Raw genomic sequence first — 18,268 nt, forward strand, 5'->3', positions numbered from 1 at the left:
ATGAGCTGGCCCTTGCGAAGTCGCCGCGGTTCGGTCAAATCGACACATCGACCAACCGGAGGGGATTACGATGGGCGCGCACGAAAGTATGGAGCACGCGGAGCATGCCGAGCATGCGTCCGGCTCGAACAAGAATATTGCACTGCTGATTGCCGTGATCGCGCTGTTTCTGGCGTTCTCGGAAACCCTCGGCAAGGGCGCGCAAACCGAATCCATCAGCAAGAACGTCGAGGCATCCAACCTCTGGGCGTTCTTCCAGGCCAAAAGCATCCGCCGCACCGTCGTTCAGGCGACGTCGGATCAGGCCAGGCTCAGCCTTGGCCTGATGGGGGACGATGCCGCCAAGGCCGCATTGTCCAAGCAGATCGACGACTGGAAGAAGACCGCGGATCGTTACCGCTCCGAGCCGGAGACTGGCGAAGGCTCCGAACAACTCGCCGCCCGTGCCAAGGAAGCCGAGCATGCGCGCGACCTCGCAATGGCGCGCTATCATCACTATGAAGTGGCCTCCGCCGCATTCCAGATCGGCATCGTGCTGGCATCGGCCACGATCATCACCGGCATGATCGCGCTGGCCTGGGTATCAGGCGCACTGGCGATTGCCGGCGTCGCCTTCACGGCGATCGGCCTGTTCGCGCCGCATGCGGTTCATCTCATGTAACGACTTAAGTCGAAGCGGTCCGGCATAGCTGCAGGACCGCTTCGCCAAACGCCTTGGGCGCTTCCTGCGGTACATTGTGGCCGACGCTGGGGATCACACGGCGCTCATAGTGCGCCGTAAAATACTGGCCGTGATTCTCCGAACCTTTCAATGGCCCCACGCCGTCATCAGCGCCGTGTAGCACAATGGTCGGAACATCGATCTTCGGCTGCGTTGCGAGTTGCGTTTCCAGGAAAGCATAATTCGGATCGCCGGCGACGCTGCCGGTACGGTGCATGTAGGAATGCACGACCACATCGACGAAGTCATCGTTGTCGAAGGCCAACGCCGAGCGCTCGAATGTCGCGTCGTCGAACGCCCAGCTGGGCGACCACATCTTCCAGAGCAGTTTGGCTAGTGCGTCGCGGTTCTGGATCAGGCCGTTGCGGCCGCGTTCGGTATGGAAATAATACTGATACCACTGTCGCGCTTCCTGCTCGGGAGCGAATGGCCGCGCTGCATTCGTCAGGTCCTGTATGTTGTAGCCGGTGCAGCTGACGAGGCCGTGCACGCGTTCCGGCCACAGCGCCGAGACGACGCAGGCTGCGCGTCCGCCCCAGTCATAACCGGCGACGACAGCCTTGCCGATCCGCAGCGCGTCCATCAGCTCCAGCAGATCCTGTCCGAGCGCAGCCTGTTGCCCCGAGCGGATGGTCGCGCTGGAAAGAAACCGCGTTGGCCCATAGCCACGCAGATAGGGCACGATGGTGCGGAAGCCGGCGGCGTTGATGACGGCGACCGCGTCGTCATAGCCTCTGATGTCGTATGGGAAGCCGTGCATCAGCAGGACCGGAAGGGCGCCGTCCGGGCCGCTGTATTCATAGGCGATGTCGAGAAGGGGAGTTTGGATGCGTGCCAGTTCAGCCAAGTCGCTCTCCGTTTAAGCCTACCGCGCCGAATGCGCCCGATGACGCAGCCGTTGTACCAGCCGCATCCAGCGCGATGATGAATTGGAGCGGAACATCGCCATCGCTGCCTTGATTCTTGCAGTCACAGGCGCGACCAATTCGCCGGCCCGGCGGCGGATGTCGAGAACGAATTCGTAGAGCTTCCGAAACCAGTTCATCTGCAACAGCTTCGGCCGTGTCACGTCGAAGATGAACGCGGCGACGCCGACGCCAAGAAACTTGCTGAACACGATGAGCGCGAAAGCGCTGATCCAATACTGATGCATGAGCAGCCAGGCGCCGGCCAGTTTCAAGGGAAACAGCAGGATCGCCGGAATAACAAACACGACCAGCGTCAACATTGGCGACAGCCGGGCGATTCGCGCGGCGAGCCATTCCTTGAAAGCGCGCAGCGGTATCGCTGCAACGACGCGCGCGACGACCGGTTCGAGATGATCCCACAGCCACGCTTCGATCAGGAAGATCAAAGCGAGGAAGAACCATAGCGGCTGCAACACGCGTCGCATCATGGTGTTCGTCTCCCAGCCGGCGTCGCGCCGGCCGTGACTCACATATGGATAGCGCGCTTGGCTACTGCAAATGCAGCTTCCTTCACCGCCTCGGAGCGGGTCGGATGGGCATGGCAGGTGCGGGCCAGATCTTCGGCGGAACCGCCGAATTCCATCAGCACGCAGGCCTCGTGGATCATTTCGCCGACTTCGCGGCCGATCATATGCACGCCGAGCACGCGATCGGTCTTCGCATCTGCGAGAATCTTCACAAAACCATCGGTGGTCTGGTTGACCTTGGAGCGGCCATTGGCCGTGAACGGGAACTTGCCGACATTGTAAGCGATACCGGCAGCCTTGAGCTCTTCCTCGGTCTTGCCGACGGCGGCGACTTCCGGCGTGGTGTAGACGACGCCCGGGATCACGTCATAGTTCACATGACCGGCCTGGCCGGCGAGAAGCTCGGCGCAGGCAACGCCTTCGTCTTCCGCTTTGTGCGCCAGCATCGGGCCGGCGACGACGTCGCCGATCGCGTAGATGCCCTTCACGTTGCTCGAGAAGTGATGGTCGATCTTGACGCGACCGCGTTCATCGAGCTCGACACCTGCTTCCTTGAGGCCAAGCGCTTCCGTGTAAGCCACGCGTCCGATCGCCACGAGAATCACATCGGCTTCGATGGATTCGGCAGCGCCGCCCGCGGCTGGCTCGATCTGGGCCTTCAGTTTCTTACCCGACGTATCGACGCCGGTGACCTTGGCACCGAGCTTGAAGGTCATGCCCTGCTTCTCAAGCATACGCTGGAACTGCTTGGCGACTTCGCCATCCATGCCGGGCAGGATACGGTCGAGGAATTCCACCACGGTGACTTCGGCGCCGAGGCGGCGCCACACCGAGCCAAGTTCGAGGCCGATCACGCCGGCGCCGACCACGATCATCTTCTCCGGCACCTTGTCGAGGGACAGCGCGCCGGTCGACGACACGATGCGCTTCTCGTCGATCTCGATGCCCTTCAGCTTCGCGACGTCAGAGCCGGTAGCGATGACGATGTTCTTTGTCTCCAGCGTCTGGGCCTTGCCGTCAGCGCCGGTGACTTCGACCTTGCCGGTGCCGAGCACACGGCCGGTGCCCATCACGACGTCGATCTTGTTCTTCTTCATCAGGAATTCGACGCCCTTGACGTTGCCGTCGATGCCCTGCTGCTTGAAGTTCATCAGCGCTGGCAGATCCAGCGTGGGCGCCGAGACCTTGATGCCCATCTTGGCGAAGGAGTGGCCGGCTTCCTCAAAAAGTTCCGACGAATAGAGCAAAGCCTTCGAGGGCATGCAGCCGATGTTCAGGCAGGTGCCGCCCAGCGTGCTGTTCTTCTCGACGACGGCGACCTTCATGCCGAGCTGCGCCGCGCGAATCGCGCAGACATAACCACCGGGTCCGGTGCCGATAACAACGAGGTCGTAAGAAGCCATGATGCAGTCCTGTATTGTCTTCAGATGATGTGGGGTGTCAGGGCCTCAGCGGCCACCGGACACGTCGAGAATGGTGGATGTAACGTAAGAAGCCTCGTCCGACAGCAACCAGACGATGGCATTGGCAACTTCATCCGCAGTACCGACGCGTTTCATCGGGACGTTGACGGAAAGACGATGCGCGCGATCCGGCTCGCCGCCTGATGCGTGGATATCAGTATCGATCAAACCGGGCCGAATGCCGGCAACGCGAATCCCTTCGGCTGCGACTTCGTATCCCAATCCGATGGTGAAGGAATCGATCGCGCCCTTCGACGCGGCATAATCGACGTAGGTGTTGGGCGCACCCAGTTTGGCGGCCACCGATGACAGATTGACGATGACGCCACCCTTGCCGCCATGCTTGGTCGACATCCGCTTCACGGCTTCGCGGGCGCAGAGAATGCTTCCGGTGACATTCACCGTCATCATGTTGGCGATGCGTTCGGCAGTCATCTGATCGACGCGGATGGAAGGGCCGACGATGCCGGCGTTGTTGATCAGGGCGCCGAGAGGACCAAAGGCGTCCGCTGCCTTGAACAGCGCAAGAATGTCAGCCTCGGAGCCGACATCGCATTTCACCGCGATGGCCTTGCCGTTGGTCGCTTCGATCTTCGAAACGACCTCGTTGGCGGCGGCTTCGTTGCTGGCATAGCCGACCACGACCTTGAACCCGCGTGCCGCGGCCTTGAGCGCCGTTGCGCGGCCGATACCCCGGCTACCACCAGTGATGATGATGACGCTATCGGTCATGTCCTGCTCCAGCTTCGCTGAGGTGCCAAGACTTCAGGTATCGAGGCTTCGGATATCAAGGCTTCTTGGTTATCAACCGGCAGCGTCGCCGCTACCGGTTGATAATAGTGAATAAGGAGAGATCAGAGATCCAGAACGAGACGAGCCGGATCTTCCAGGCTTTCCTTGACGCGGACGAGGAAGGTCACGGCTTCCTTGCCGTCGATGACGCGGTGATCGTAGGACACCGCCAGATACATCATCGGACGGATCTCGATCTTGCCGCCGACCACGACCGGGCGTTCCTGGATCTTGTGCATGCCGAGGATGGCCGACTGCGGTGCGTTCAGGATCGGCGTCGACATCAGCGAGCCGTAGATGCCGCCGTTGGTGATGGTGAATGTGCCACCCTGCATTTCGTCGATCTTGAGCTGGCCGTCGCGGGCGCGCTTGCCGAAATCCGCAATGGTTTTTTCGATGTCGGAGATCGACTTGGTATCGCAGTCGCGCACCACGGGAACGACGAGGCCCTTGTCAGTGCCGACGGCAACGCCGACGTGATAGTAGTTCTTGTAGATCAGGTCGGAGCCATCGATCTCGGCATTCACGGCCGGAATATCCTTCAGCGCCTGCACGCAGGCCTTGGTGAAGAAGCCCATGAAGCCGAGCTTGGTGCCGTGCTTCTTCTCGAACACATCCTTGTACTGCGAGCGCAGTGCCATCACGTTGGTCATGTCGACCTCGTTGAAAGTCGTCAGCATCGCGGCGGTGTTCTGCACGTCCTTGAGGCGGCGCGCGATGGTCTGACGCAGGCGCGTCATTTTCACGCGCTCTTCGCGGGCAGCATCGTCAGCGGGTGACGGCGCACGTACCTGCACGGCGGCGGCAGACTGATTGATCGGCGTCGGTGCCGACGCAGCCTTTTCGATCGCAGCGAGCATGTCGCCCTTCGTCACGCGGCCATCCTTGCCCGAGCCGGGGACGGTGGCGGCATCGATGCCGCTCTCTGCCGAGATCTTGCGGACCGACGGCGCCAGCGGCGCATCGACGGGGGCGGACTTCTGAGCGGGAGCAGGCGCAGCAGCGGCAGGTGCAGCGGCCGGAGCCGGGGCAGCGGGCTTCGGGGGAGCTGCAGCCGGCTTGGCGCCACCGGCACCATCGGTGATCTGGCCGAGCAGTGCGCCGACGGCAACGGTCTCGCCGTCCTTGGCAACGATCTCGCCGAGCACGCCGGCGGACGGCGCGGGCACTTCGATCGTGACCTTGTCGGTCTCGAGTTCGACCAACGGCTCGTCAACGGCGACGGCATCGCCAGCCTTCTTGAACCAGCGGCCGATGGTGGCTTCCGTCACGGATTCGCCGAGCGTGGGAACGCGAATTTCAGTCATTGTCTATTTCCTCTTGTGGCGTGGCGACCCGCTCGGTCATCCCTGCCTGAACTTGAAATCAATGGGATATGCGAATGCCCCGCGGGTGCGGGACATTCGCCAACAGAATGGAGGCTTAGCCGAGCGCTTCGTCGAGGAAGGCCTTGAGCTGGGCGAGATGCTTGGACATCAGGCCGGTGGCGGTCGCCGCAGATGCGGCGCGGCCGGCGTAACGCGGACGCTTGTGGGTGGCGTTGATCTGGTTGAGCACCCATTCAAGATACGGCTCGATGAAGTGCCAGCCGCCCATGTTGCGCGGCTCTTCCTGACACCAGACGAATTCCGCACCCTTGAAGCGGGTCAGCTCCTGCACCAGCGTCTTCAGCGGTACCGGATAGAGCTGCTCGATGCGCATCAGGTAGACATCGTCGATGCCGCGCTTCTCGCGCTCCTCGTAGAGGTCGTAATAGACCTTGCCGGAGCACAGCACGACGCGACGGATCTTGTTGTCGGCGGTGAGCTTGATCTTCTCGTCCGGCAGCTTCTCCGCATCGTCGAACAACACGCGGTGGAATGAGGTGTCGGCACCGAGTTCGCTCAGCTTCGACACCGCACGCTTGTGGCGCAGCAGCGACTTCGGCGTCATGACGATCAGCGGCTTGCGAATCTCACGCTTCAACTGACGACGCAGCATGTGGAAGTAGTTGGCCGGAGTGGTTGGATAGACCACCTGCATGTTGTCTTCCGCACACATCTGCAGGAAACGCTCAAGGCGTGCGGAAGAATGCTCCGGGCCCTGGCCTTCATAGCCATGCGGCAGCAGGCAGACGAGGCCCGACATACGCAGCCACTTGCGTTCACCCGAGGAGATGAACTGGTCGAACAGCACCTGTGCGCCGTTGGCGAAGTCGCCGAACTGCGCTTCCCAGATGGTCAGCGCCTTCGGCTCGGCCAGCGAGTAGCCGTATTCGAAGCCGAGCACGGCTTCTTCGGACAGCAGCGAGTTGATGACCTCGTAGTGACCCTGGTCGGGCTTGAGGTGGTTGAACGGCGTGTAGCGGCTTTCGTCTTCCTGGTCGAACAGCACCGAATGGCGCTGCGAGAAGGTACCGCGCTCCGAGTCCTGGCCGGACAGCCGGACATGGTGGCCTTCTTCCATCAGGGTACAGAATGCCAGCGCCTCGCCGGTCGCCCAGTCGATGCCTTCGCCACTGTCGATCGCCTTGGCGCGGGTGTCGAGGAAACGCTGCACCGTGCGGTGAACGCGGAAACCATCGGGCACCTTGGTGATCTTGGCGCCGATCTCCTTCAGCGTCTTGACGTCGACGCCGGTTACGCCGCGACGGGGATCTTCCTCCTGGTCGGCATATTTGAAGCCGGCCCACTTGCCGTCGAGCCAGTCAGCCTTGTTCGGCTTGTAGCCGGCGCCGGCTTCGAGCTCGGCATCGAGACGGGCGCGCCAGTCGGCCTTCGCCTTGTCGACTTCGCCTTCGGTCATCACGCCATCGGCGATGATGCGCTTGGCATAGATATCCAGCGTCGACTGATGCGCGCCGATCTTCTTGTACATCACCGGCTGGGTGAACGCTGGCTCGTCGCCTTCGTTATGGCCGTGGCGGCGATAGCAGAACATGTCGATGACGACAGGCTTGTGGAACTTCTGCCGGAACTCGATCGCGATCTTGGCAGCGAACACCACCGCTTCCGGATCGTCGCCGTTCACGTGGAAGATCGGAGCATCGATCATCTTCGCGACATCGGACGGATAGGGCGACGAACGGGAGTAACGCGGATAGGTGGTGAAGCCGATCTGGTTGTTGACGATGAAGTGGATCGAACCGCCGGTGCGATAGCCCTTCAGGTCCGACAGCGCGAAGCATTCCGCGACCACGCCCTGACCTGCGAAGGCCGCATCGCCATGCATCAGCAGCGGCAGCACGGAAATACGCTGGTCCGGCGGATCACCATTCTGGTCCTGCTTGGCGCGGACCTTTCCGAGCACCACGGGATCGACGATTTCAAGATGCGACGGGTTCGCCGTCAGCGACAGATGGATATTGTTGTTGTCGAACTCGCGATCCGACGAGGCGCCGAGGTGATACTTGACGTCACCCGAGCCCTCGACCTCGTCCGGATTGGCCGAGCCGCCCTTGAATTCATGGAACAGCGCGCGGTGCGGCTTGCCCATCACCTGGGTCAACACATTGAGGCGACCGCGATGTGGCATGCCGACGACGATGTCACGGACACCGAGGCTGCCGCCGCGCTTGATGATCTGTTCCAGCGCTGGGATCAGTGATTCGCCGCCGTCGAGGCCGAAGCGCTTGGTACCGGTGAACTTGACGTCGCAAAACTTCTCGAAGCCGTCGGCTTCGACCAGCTTCTGGAGGATGGCGCGGCGGCCTTCCGGCGTGAAGCTGATTTCCTTGTCCGGGCCTTCGATACGTTCCTGGATCCACGCCTTCTGTGCGCGGTTGGAGATGTGCATGAACTCGACGCCGAGGGTCTGGCAGTAGGTGCGCTGCAGGATCGCAACGATCTCGCGCAGCGTGCCGTATTCGAGGCCGATGACGTTATCGAGGAAGATCTTGCGGTCGTAGTCGGCATCGGTGAAGCCGTAGGAGCGCGGATCGAGCTCCTCGTGATCCTTCTGGCCTTCGATGCCCAGCGGATCGAGATTGGCGTGGAAATGGCCGCGCATGCGGAAGGCGCGGATCAGCATCAAGGCGCGCACCGAATCGCGGGTCGCCTGATTGATGTCGCCGGTCGGGGCGGCAGCACCGGGCTGCGCGGTCTTGGCGGCGAGCTTGGCGCCCATCACCTTCTCGACCTGGGCCCAGTTGCCGTCCATGGCGGAGGTCAGGTCGTCCTTGGGCGTCAGCGGCCAGTTGGCCTTCTCCCAGGACGGGCCTTCGGCGTTCTTTTGAACGTCGGCGGGCGAGTCCTTCAGGCTCTTGAAGAACTCCTGCCACTCGGCGTCCACCGAGGAGGGGTCCTTTTCGTAACGGGCATAGAGTTCGTCGATGTAAGTGGCGTTTGCGCCTTGCAGAAATGAGGAGAGTGCAAAGGCGGCGTTCGCGTCCTGGCGAGACATGATGGCGTCCTGATTTGGTATCGCGCGGAAATTTTAACGAGGGCTGATCCGGTTGCCGGACCATCCTAAAGTCGAGCGAGCTTCTACCCTATTTAATCCGAATGTGCGCCCTGAAAAGCACGAAGAACTGAATATTTCGTCAATTCTTTGTGCGCGAGATTTTGTCCGCTGATTTCAGTCGACGACACTGAGGTCTTCCTTAGCCAAAGCGGCAGCGCCTCCTTGCAGTCCGGCGCGCCGGGTGCGGCGGATTTTGGGCGGTCCGCAGGCCTCGTCGAGCAGGGCATTGGCGGCCATGCCGGCGGCGTCCGCGACGGTCGGATCGCGGGTCACCATGGCGGCGACGATGGCGCCGTCCATCAAGAGGCCGATCTGGTGCGCGAGAAAGTCCGGCTTCTTGGCGCCCGCAGCCTCGGCCAGTCCGGAGATGTGCTTGAGAACGAACGATTTATGCCTGATTGTGATGTCGCGTAGCCTGGTTTCGTCCTTGGAATGCTCGCCGACTGCATTGATGAAAACACAGCCATAATAGGTCTCTTCGGCAAACCAGCTCTTCAGCGCGGGGAAGATCGAATCCAGTTTTTCACGCGGAGTTCTGGCGCGTTCCACGGCGGCAATGAACCAGCCGCGCCAGGTCTCGCTCTCCGCCCTGAGCACGGCGTCGACCAGGTCGTCCTTGGATTTGAAGTTTTTGTAGAGGGTGGTTTTGGCCGTACCGGCCTCACTGACGATGGCGTCGATGCCGGTGGCATTGATGCCATTCTTGCAGAACAGCCTTGTTGCCGCGTCCATCAGCCGCTCCCGCGGCGTTACCTGCGGAACATTGCTTTCGACAGCCTGCGGCATCGCATCAGTCATGCCCTGTCATATGTCATGGCGCGCACGCGGCGCAAGCGATCATCGGTTCCTGACCAATATTCGAGCGGGTAAATACGCTTTTGCCGCGCTAAGCGGCAGTTCAGCCTGCGCCCCATTTTGCGCCAATTGCGCAACTCGCTGATCCCACGATGATTTTCGCATCGGCCGACGCTGGCACGGTTTCTGCAAAGCTACAGAACGTTCTGTATCTTTCCATCTTTCCAAGGGAGAAAACCAATGACTGCTGTTGCCGCCAAAACCGCCCTGACCGGCTGCCTCGCGCCGATCGACAAAGGCGGGCTCGAACAGCTGATCGCCAACGGCAAAGCCAATCCCAACGTCATCAAGACGCTGAAGTGCAAAACGGTGGCCGAGGGCAAGTTCCGCCACGCCAACTATATCCGCAACCTGCCGCCCTACATCGTCGATGAGCCGCCGGCGCTACTCGGCGACGACACTGCGCCGAATCCGTCAGAGGCGTCATTGGCGGCGCTTGGCTCCTGCATCGCCGTCGGCCTGCACGCCAATGCCGTGCATCGGGGTTGGACCGTCAACAAACTAGAACTGCAGCTCGAAGGCGATCTCAATATCACAGCTGTCTGGGGCACCGGCGATATCAGCGAGAAGCCGGTCGGTTTTACCGATGTGCGCATCAAGGTCGACATGGAATGCGAAGGCGTTTCGCAGGCCGAGATCGATGCGCTGATCACCCACGTCAAGAAGTGGTCGCCCGTCGCCAACACGTTTACGCGCCCGGTCAATCTCGAAGTCTCTGCCTGAATGTGAGTTAGCGCGGCCGCAGCGATGCGGCCGCAGTCTCTCTTCCTTGCGCGTGACGGAGATCGACATGACCACGACGGCAGTGCTGCGGAAATCTGACGATATTGAAGTGACCGGCGACACACCGTCGCTCGTCGAACGAATAGCCGCCGTCGCGCGCACCGATCTTTCACCGATCGCTTTGGAGATCGATGAAGGCACGATCTATCCGGATCGGGCGCTACGTCATCTCGGCGATGTCGGTGCCTGGTCGGCACACGAGGATCTCGGTGAGACGATCGCTGGCATCACCACCATCGGCGAGACTTGCGGCTCCACGGCCTTCATGGCGTGGTGCCAAAACACGCTGGTCTGGTACATCCTCAACTCCGATAACGTCGCACTGAAGGCGAAATATCTCAGCGCCGCCGCGAGTGGCAAGCTGCTTGGCGGCACCGGTTTGTCCAATCCGATGAAGAGCTTCTTTGGCATCGAGAAGCTCAAGCTGAAAGGTCGCGGCACTGATGGCGGCTATATCGTGCGCGGCGCTCTGCCCTGGGTCTCGAATCTTGGTCCCGACCACATGTTCGGCACCATCTTCGAACTCGATGACGGCTCCGGCGAGAAGGTGATGTTCCTCGCCGATTGCGCCGACGAGAATCTCTCGCTGACGCCATGCAAGCCGTTCCTTGCGATGGACGGTACCGGTACCTACGCCGTGCAATTCCGCGATGTCTTCATTCCAGACGATCAGGTGCTCGCGGCACCGGCGATGTCTTTCGTGAAGAGAATTCGCGCGGGGTTCATCCTGATGCAGATGGGCATGGGCCTCGGGCTCGTGCGCGATTGCGTTGCTCTCATGGAGAGCGTCAAGCCGTCGCTCGCCCACGTCAATTGTTTCCTGCCGCAGCAGCCTGAGGATGTCGCCGGACTTCTCGCGAAAATGGAGGCCGAGGCGATGATGCTCGCGGCCACACCCTTTGACACGAGCAATGCCTATTGGCGCAGCGTCGTCGAACTGCGTTTGCGCGCCGGTGACGCTGCGGTCGCTGCTGCGCATGCGGCCATGCTGCATTGTGGCGCACGCGGCTATCTCAAATCGCACCGCGCCCAACGCCGGCTGCGTGAAGCCTATTTCGTGGCGATCGTCACCCCCGCCACCAAGCAGCTCAGAAAAATGCTCGCAGACAATGCGCGCGAATATCAGGGAGACCAGGGCGGGGCGTGATCCCGGTCATGCAAATGATCCCGATCACGCGAACGGAAAGCGAATTGACTTAAGTCACGGCGAAACGACAGGCGATCCAGCACAAACGATTCAACAACGACGGTTCAACACAGTGGAGGCTTTCAATGGCTGAAGTTCTCATTTCCGCAGACGACCTCGTCACGTTCATGAAGTCAGAACCTTGTGTCATCATCGACACGCGCAATCCCGACGCCTATGCGGCCGGGCATATCCCCGGCGCCGTCAATCTCCATGAGATCTTTACGTTCCTCGCCACCTCGACGCCGGAAGGCATGGACGAGCTGAAGAAGAAGTTCGCCGAAGCCTTCGGCGGTGCGGGCCTGTCCGGCAGCGAGACTGCGGTGATCTACGAGCAGTCGATGAATTCGGGCTTCGGTCAGTCCTGCCGCGGCTACTTCTTGCTGGAGTTTCTAGGCTATCCCAGGATCAAGGTTCTGCATGGCGGCTTTGAGGCCTGGACCATGAAGGGCCTGCCGACCACCACGGATGTTCCGACGTCGACAGCAGCATCCTTCGCCATCAAGCCGGAAGCCGGTTCGATCCTGATCGATGCAGGCACCATGCAGGGCGCGCTCGGCAATCCATCGATCGCCATCCTCGACGTGCGCGATGTCGACGAGTGGATCGGCGAAAGCTCGTCGCCTTACGGCAAGGATTTCTGCCCGCGCATGGGCCGCATTCCCGGTGCTGTCTGGATCGAGTGGTACCGCATGATGAAGCCGACATCGGAAGGTCCGCGCTTCAAGTCGAAGAATGAGATCCTCGCCGAATGCGCCACTGTCGGGATCACGCCGTCGACCACGGTGTATCTCTACTGTTTCAAGGGCGCGCGTGCGTCGAACACCTTCCTCGCGCTGAAGAACGCCGGCGTCGCCGATGTGCGAATGTACTTCGGGTCGTGGAACGAATGGAGCCGCGATACGAAGTATCCGATCGAGGAAGGTTTGCCGCTGGTTGGCGAGAAGCAGGCGCAGGCGGCGTAACCACAAACTGTCGTTCCGGGGCGCTGACGGCGCGAACCCGGCATGATAGTCAAAAGGCCTCGCTCGCGCGTGAGCGGCCTTATTCCTCGGACACCACTGCCGCTCCGGGAACTTTGCCTCCCCGGAGCGATTGGCCCGTTATTTCCTCCTGGCCGGTGCCCGAAATGCAAATCGACCCCGTGTTGACCCCCGATCGCGGCGGCAGGTCGATGGACGAGGTGATCGGCCTCCTCAGCATCGTGGCGCGCGCTATCCTTGCCGGAATGATCATCGCGACCCTGTATTACGGACGCGATATCTTCGTGCCGATCGCGCTGGCGATCCTGCTCAGCTTCGTGCTGGCGCCGCCGGTGCGCCTTCTGCAGAGCATCCATGTCCCGCGCAGCTTTGCCGTCGTCGGCGCGGTGCTGTTGGCCTTTGCGTGCATCTTCGCGCTCGGCAGCCTGTTTGCCGCGCAGCTCACCGATCTCGCCGGCGACCTCCCAAAATACCAGACGACGATGCGCGAAAAGATCCAGTCGCTGCGCAGCACCACTGCCGGACGGGGCACGCTGGAGCGGGCGTCCGACATGCTGAAGGATCTGAGCAAGGAGCTGGACAAGCCGAATGCGGTCGTCCCGGGCAGGTCGTCCGGCGCGCTGGTCGCCGGTCCGAAAGACGGGCCGGTCACCCCCGTGCCTGTCGAAGTCCGGCAGCCCGATCCGAGTGCGCTGGAAAGTTTACGCACGCTACTGTCGCCGCTCGTCCACCCGCTCGCCACGACCGGCATCATCATCATCTTCGTGATCTTCATCATGCTGCAGCGGGAGGACCTGCGGAATCGCCTGATCCGCCTTGCGGGCACGCACGATCTGCAGCGCACCACCGCGGCGCTCGATGACGCTGCGGCCCGGCTCAGCCGGCTGTTCCTGACGCAGCTCGCGGTCAACGGCGCGTTCGGTCTCGTGATCGGGCTCGGCCTGTGGGCAATCGGCATCCCGAGCCCGGTATTGTGGGGCATCCTGGCCGGCGTGCTGCGCTTCGTGCCCTATGTCGGCGCGGTCATCGCCGCCGCGTTCCCGCTCATTCTCGCCGTGGCGGTGGATCCCGGCTGGTCGCTGCTGGCATGGACCGCGGCGCTCTTTCTCATTGTCGAGCCGATCGTCGGGCATGTGATCGAGCCGCTGGTCTATGGCCGCAGCACCGGGCTGTCCCCGGTTGCCGTCGTGGTCGCCGCCACGTTCTGGACCGCGTTGTGGGGCCCGATCGGCCTCGTGCTGGCGACGCCGTTGACGGTGTGCCTCGTCGTCCTGGGCCGGCATGCCGAGAAACTCCAGTTTCTCGATGTCATGTTCGGAGATCGCCCGGCGCTGTCGCCGCCCGAAATATTCTATCAGCGCATGCTGGCCGGCGATCCTACCGAAGCCGCCGAGAAGGCCGAGCAGTTTCTCAAGGAACGCTCGCTGCTGTCCTATTACGAAGAGGTGGCGGTGAAGGGGCTGCACCTCGCACGCAGCGATGTCGAGCGGGGCGTGCTGAACGATACGCGCCAGATCAAGATGCGCGACGCCGTCCAGGAATTTGTCGTCGACCTCGCGGATGTCGACGAAGCTGCCGAGGATACGGAGCAGACGACCGATGCGGAGGCGTCCTCGGTGGTTGACGATATTTCGGAAAAGGCCTCCGCCGAGCGCGTACGGGTTCTCAAGCCCGCCGACATTGCACCGGCATGGGCGGGCGAACATCCGCTGCTGTGCATCGCCGGGCGAACCATTCTCGACGAGGCGGCTTCGCTGATGATGGCGCACCTCGCCACCGAACACGGCATCGCCGCGCGGACGGAGCCGGCCGACGCGCTGGGAGTTGCCAATGTGGTGCGCCTGGAGACCGGCGGCGTTGCCGCCGTATGTTTGATCTATCTGGACAAGGCCGTGCCTTCGCACATGCGCTACGCGATCAAGCGCCTGCGGCGCCGGATGCCGAAGGCCAAAATTATCTTGTGCTGCTGGGCAGAGGGCCTGCAACCCGAAGCGCTCGAGCAACTTCGCAGCGACGCCAAAGCCGACCTGGCCGCGTCATCGCCGGGCGAGGCACTGAAACTCTGCGTGCGTGGCGCTGCACCGGAAGCAGCGGACGCATTGGCGTCTGCGGGGCAGAATGCAGCGGCTGGCTAAGCACGGGCAAGCCTGCAAGCTCGTCATTGCGAGGAGTAAAGCGACGCGACAATCCAGAGCCACAAGCTCGGCAAGAACTGGATTGCTTGGTCGCAAGAGCTCCTCGCAATGACGGAAGAGTTCACGCAAAACAAAAGGCCCGCTCTTACGAGCGGGCCTTTTGCAATTTGATACCAACCGCCGAACTAGCCCTTCAGCACATCCACCAGCGTGGTGCCGAGGCGCGCCGGCGATGGCGAGACGCGGATGCCGGCGGCTTCCATGGCGGCGATCTTCGACTGGGCGTCGCCCTTGCCGCCCGAGACGATGGCGCCGGCATGGCCCATGCGACGACCGGGAGGTGCGGTGACGCCGCCGATGAAGCCGACCATCGGCTTCTTGCGGCCGCGCTTGGCTTCGTCCTTGATGAACTGCGCCGCGTCTTCTTCCGCCGAACCACCGATTTCGCCGATCATGATGATGGAGGTGGTCTTGGGGTCGGCCAGGAACATCTCGAGCACGTCGATGAATTCGGTGCCCTTGACTGGGTCGCCGCCGATGCCGACTGCCGAGCTCTGGCCGAGGCCGGCCTGGGTGGTCTGGAACACAGCTTCATAGGTCAGCGTGCCGGAACGCGACAGGATGCCGACGCTGCCGGGCTTGAAGATGTTGGCCGGCATGATGCCGATCTTCGATTCGCCGGCAGTGACGACGCCCGGGCAGTTCGGCCCGATGAGGCGTGACTTGGAGCCGGACAGCGAACGCTTGACGCGCACCATGTCGAGCACCGGAATGCCCTCGGTGATGCAGACGATCAGCGGGATTTCCGCGTCGATGGCTTCGCAGATCGCGTCTGCTGCGCCCGGCGGCGGTACATAGATCACGGACGCATCGGCGCCGGTCTTGTCGCGGGCTTCGGCCACGGTGTCGAACACCGGCAGGCCGATATGTGTCGAGCCGCCTTTGCCCGGCGAAGTGCCGCCGACCATCTTGGTGCCGTAGGCAATCGCCTGTTCGGAGTGGAAGGTGCCGTTCTTGCCGGTAAAGCCCTGGCAGATGACCTTGGTGTTCTTGTCGATCAGGACGGACATCGGCTTACTTTCCCTTCACGGCGTTGACGATCTTCTGAGCGGCGTCGTCGAGATCGTCGGCGGGCAGAACGTTGAGACCGGATTCACGGATGATCTTCTTGCCTTCCTCGACATTGGTACCTTCGAGGCGGACAACCAGTGGCACCTGGAGGCCGACAGCCTTCACTGCGGCGACAACGCCGGCAGCGATGACATCGCACTTCATGATGCCGCCGAAGATGTTGACCAGGATGCCCTTCACGTTCGGATCGGCAGTGATGATCTTGAACGCTGCGGTCACCTTCTCCTCGGAAGCGCCGCCACCGACGTCGAGGAAGTTGGCCGGGCTTTCGCCATAGAGCTTGATGATGTCGAGCGTAGCCATTGCGAGGCCGGCGCCGTTGACCATGCAGCCGATGGTGCCGTCGAGCGCGATGTAAGCGAGGTCATATTTCGACGCTTCGATTTCCTTGGCGTCTTCTTCGGTCGTGTCGCGCAGCGCGACGATTTCCGGGTGACGATACAGCGCGTTCGAGTCGAACGACATCTTGGCATCGAGGCACTTGAGTTCGCCCTGCTTGGAGATGATCAGCGGATTGATCTCCAGCATGTCCATGTCCTTGGCGATGAATGCGGTGTAGAGCTGCGACACCAGCTTCTCGGCCTGCTTGGCGAGATCGCCCTTGAGGCCCAGCGCCTGCGCAACGGTGCGGCCGTGGTGGCCCATCACGCCGGTGGCTGGATCGACCGAGAAGGTCACGATTTTGTCCGGGGTGTTGTGCGCGACTTCCTCGATGTTCATGCCGCCTTCGGTGGAAACCACGAAAGCCACGCGTGAAGTTTCACGGTCGACGAGCAGCGAGAGGTAGAATTCCTTTTCGATGTCCGAGCCGTCTTCCAGATAGATTCGGTTGACCTGCTTGCCCGCCGGGCCGGTCTGTTCGGTCACGAGGGTCGCGCCGAGCATTTCCTTGACGAACTGCTTGGTCTCGTCAATCGACTTGGCAAGGCGGACGCCGCCCTTGTCGCCGGCCGATGCTTCCTTGAACTTGCCCTTGCCGCGGCCGCCGGCGTGGATTTGGCTCTTCACCACCCACAATGGACCGCCGAGCTGCTTGGCGGCGGCTTCAGCTTCCTCGGCCTTGAGGATGGGCACGCCCTTGGAAACGGGCACGCCGAATTCCTTCAGCACGGCCTTCGCCTGATATTCATGGATATTCATAAGTTGCTCCCGAACCCCGGATGGTGAACTTGGAATTCACGTCGTTTTCTTTGAACTGGCATACCGTATACCAAGCATGCCGCAAGTCAAAGCCGACGATAATTCCGCGTGACGGACGAATTGGCTGAGGGGTTCGTTGCAGTGTTTGCCAACGTCGTCAAATGCAAAACCGGCACCCAGAGGGTGCCGGTGAAGTGATCTTGATCTTAGCCGAGCAGGTCGGGCGCGATCTTCTTGCAGGCGTCCATCAGGCCGACCACCGAAGCGACCGACTTGTCGAAGCCTTCCTTGTCCTTGCCGGCCAGTTCGATTTCGACGATGCGCTCGACACCCTTGGCGCCGATGACAACGGGAACGCCGACATACATGTCCTTCACACCGTATTCACCGTTGAGGTGAACGGCGCAGGGCAGAACGCGCTTCTTGTCCTTGAGGTAGCTCTCAGCCATCGCGATGGCCGACGCGGCCGGAGCGTAGAAGGCCGAACCGGTCTTCAGCAGGTTGACGATCTCGGCGCCGCCGTTGCGGGTGCGGTCGACGATCTCGTCGATCCGGGCCTGCGAGGTCCAGCCCATCTTGACGAGGTCGGGCAGCGGAATGCCCGCAACGGTCGAATACTTGACCAGCGGAACCATGGTGTCGCCGTGGCCACCGAGCACGAAAGCGGTGACGTCTTCGACCGACACGTTAAATTCATCGGCCAGGAAGTAGCGAAAGCGCGCAGAGTCCAGCACGCCGGCCATGCCGACGACCTTGTTTGCCGGCAGGCCGCAGGCCTTCTGCAGCGCCCAGACCATCGCATCGAGCGGGTTGGTGATGCAGATGACGAAGGCGTTCGGGGCGTACTTCTTGATGCCTGCGCCAACCTGCTCCATCACCTTGAGGTTGATCGAGAGCAAATCGTCGCGGCTCATGCCCGGCTTACGCGGCACGCCGGCCGTGACGATGATGACGTCCGAACCTTCGATCGCCTCATAGGAGTTGGCGCCGGTCAGCTTGGCGTCGAAGCCGTCAACCGGCGAGGATTGCGCGAGATCGAGCGATTTGCCCTGCGGCACGCCTTCCGCAATGTCGAACATCACGACGTCGCCGAGTTCTTTCAGGCCAACGAGGTGAGCAAGTGTTCCGCCGATCTGACCAGAACCAATCAATGCGATTTTGTTACGCGCCATGGGAAATCTATCCTTTAAGCCCGAAGGGGTAG

At 61.8% G+C, this 18,268-nt stretch carries 15 protein-coding genes; 5 read left to right on the forward strand and 10 right to left on the reverse strand.

Going from position 1 to position 18,268, the window contains the following annotated elements; genetic code table 11:
- The first annotated feature begins 70 nt into the window (after positions 1 to 70).
- Entirely contained in the window at positions 71 to 661 is a 591-nt protein-coding gene (locus AB8A38_RS19955) for a DUF4337 domain-containing protein (protein WP_068730131.1), read from the forward strand.
- A gap of 4 nt (positions 662 to 665) precedes the next feature.
- On the opposite strand, the gene AB8A38_RS19960 is transcribed toward AB8A38_RS19955, so the two are convergent.
- From AB8A38_RS19960 to AB8A38_RS19990, 7 genes are all read right to left on the reverse strand, one after another.
- A complete protein-coding gene (locus tag AB8A38_RS19960; protein ID WP_439088564.1) occupies positions 666 to 1,559 on the reverse strand; it encodes an alpha/beta fold hydrolase in 894 nt (297 codons plus the stop codon).
- 27 nt (positions 1,560 to 1,586) lie between these two features.
- Complete coding sequence (locus tag AB8A38_RS19965) at positions 1,587 to 2,117, reverse strand: hypothetical protein (RefSeq protein WP_439087168.1); 531 nt, start codon at positions 2,115 to 2,117, stop codon at positions 1,587 to 1,589.
- A gap of 38 nt (positions 2,118 to 2,155) precedes the next feature.
- Positions 2,156 to 3,559, reverse strand: coding sequence for a dihydrolipoyl dehydrogenase (gene lpdA / locus AB8A38_RS19970; RefSeq protein ID WP_439087169.1), 1,404 nt, complete (start codon positions 3,557 to 3,559; stop codon positions 2,156 to 2,158).
- 45 nt (positions 3,560 to 3,604) lie between these two features.
- Positions 3,605 to 4,351 (reverse strand): SDR family oxidoreductase, encoded by a 747-nt coding sequence (locus tag AB8A38_RS19975; RefSeq protein ID WP_439087170.1) that lies wholly within the window; start codon positions 4,349 to 4,351, stop codon positions 3,605 to 3,607.
- Between the two features lie 122 nt (positions 4,352 to 4,473).
- Positions 4,474 to 5,718, reverse strand: coding sequence for a 2-oxoglutarate dehydrogenase complex dihydrolipoyllysine-residue succinyltransferase (gene odhB, locus AB8A38_RS19980; protein ID WP_439087171.1), 1,245 nt, complete (start codon positions 5,716 to 5,718; stop codon positions 4,474 to 4,476).
- A gap of 115 nt (positions 5,719 to 5,833) precedes the next feature.
- Complete coding sequence (locus tag AB8A38_RS19985; protein ID WP_093757752.1) at positions 5,834 to 8,791, reverse strand: 2-oxoglutarate dehydrogenase E1 component; 2,958 nt, start codon at positions 8,789 to 8,791, stop codon at positions 5,834 to 5,836.
- Between the two features lie 174 nt (positions 8,792 to 8,965).
- Positions 8,966 to 9,649: a TetR/AcrR family transcriptional regulator gene (locus AB8A38_RS19990; protein ID WP_439087172.1), complete on the reverse strand. Its 684-nt coding sequence runs from the start codon at positions 9,647 to 9,649 to the stop codon at positions 8,966 to 8,968.
- A gap of 237 nt (positions 9,650 to 9,886) precedes the next feature.
- On the opposite strand from AB8A38_RS19990, the gene AB8A38_RS19995 reads away from it, so the two are divergent.
- The 4 genes from AB8A38_RS19995 to AB8A38_RS20010 all read left to right on the forward strand — a co-directional run bounded on the left by AB8A38_RS19995 (position 9,887) and on the right by AB8A38_RS20010 (position 14,793).
- Positions 9,887 to 10,429 (forward strand): OsmC family protein, encoded by a 543-nt coding sequence (locus AB8A38_RS19995; protein WP_439087173.1) that lies wholly within the window; start codon positions 9,887 to 9,889, stop codon positions 10,427 to 10,429.
- Between the two features lie 67 nt (positions 10,430 to 10,496).
- Positions 10,497 to 11,636 carry an acyl-CoA dehydrogenase family protein gene (locus tag AB8A38_RS20000; RefSeq protein WP_439087174.1) on the forward strand — a complete coding sequence of 380 codons (1,140 nt, stop codon included), beginning with the start codon at positions 10,497 to 10,499 and terminating at the stop codon, positions 11,634 to 11,636.
- Positions 11,637 to 11,761: 125 nt separating this feature from the next.
- Complete coding sequence (locus AB8A38_RS20005; RefSeq protein WP_439087175.1) at positions 11,762 to 12,640, forward strand: sulfurtransferase; 879 nt, start codon at positions 11,762 to 11,764, stop codon at positions 12,638 to 12,640.
- A gap of 164 nt (positions 12,641 to 12,804) precedes the next feature.
- Entirely contained in the window at positions 12,805 to 14,793 is a 1,989-nt protein-coding gene (locus AB8A38_RS20010) for an AI-2E family transporter (protein ID WP_439087176.1), read from the forward strand.
- Positions 14,794 to 14,978: 185 nt separating this feature from the next.
- On the opposite strand, the gene sucD is transcribed toward AB8A38_RS20010, so the two are convergent.
- The 3 genes from sucD to mdh form a co-directional block, all read right to left on the reverse strand.
- Positions 14,979 to 15,863, reverse strand: coding sequence for a succinate--CoA ligase subunit alpha (gene sucD, locus AB8A38_RS20015; protein WP_093757749.1), 885 nt, complete (start codon positions 15,861 to 15,863; stop codon positions 14,979 to 14,981).
- A 4-nt stretch (positions 15,864 to 15,867) separates the two neighbouring features.
- Complete coding sequence (sucC, locus tag AB8A38_RS20020; protein WP_089263274.1) at positions 15,868 to 17,064, reverse strand: ADP-forming succinate--CoA ligase subunit beta; 1,197 nt, start codon at positions 17,062 to 17,064, stop codon at positions 15,868 to 15,870.
- Between the two features lie 206 nt (positions 17,065 to 17,270).
- On the reverse strand, positions 17,271 to 18,236 hold the full coding sequence (gene mdh / locus AB8A38_RS20025) for a malate dehydrogenase (protein WP_089263276.1): 966 nt from the start codon (positions 18,234 to 18,236) through the stop codon (positions 17,271 to 17,273).
- Between the last annotated feature and the right edge of the window lie 32 nt (positions 18,237 to 18,268).

Source organism: Tardiphaga sp. 839_C3_N1_4, assembly GCF_051811045.1.
Taxonomy (GTDB): Bacteria; Pseudomonadota; Alphaproteobacteria; order Rhizobiales; family Xanthobacteraceae; genus Tardiphaga.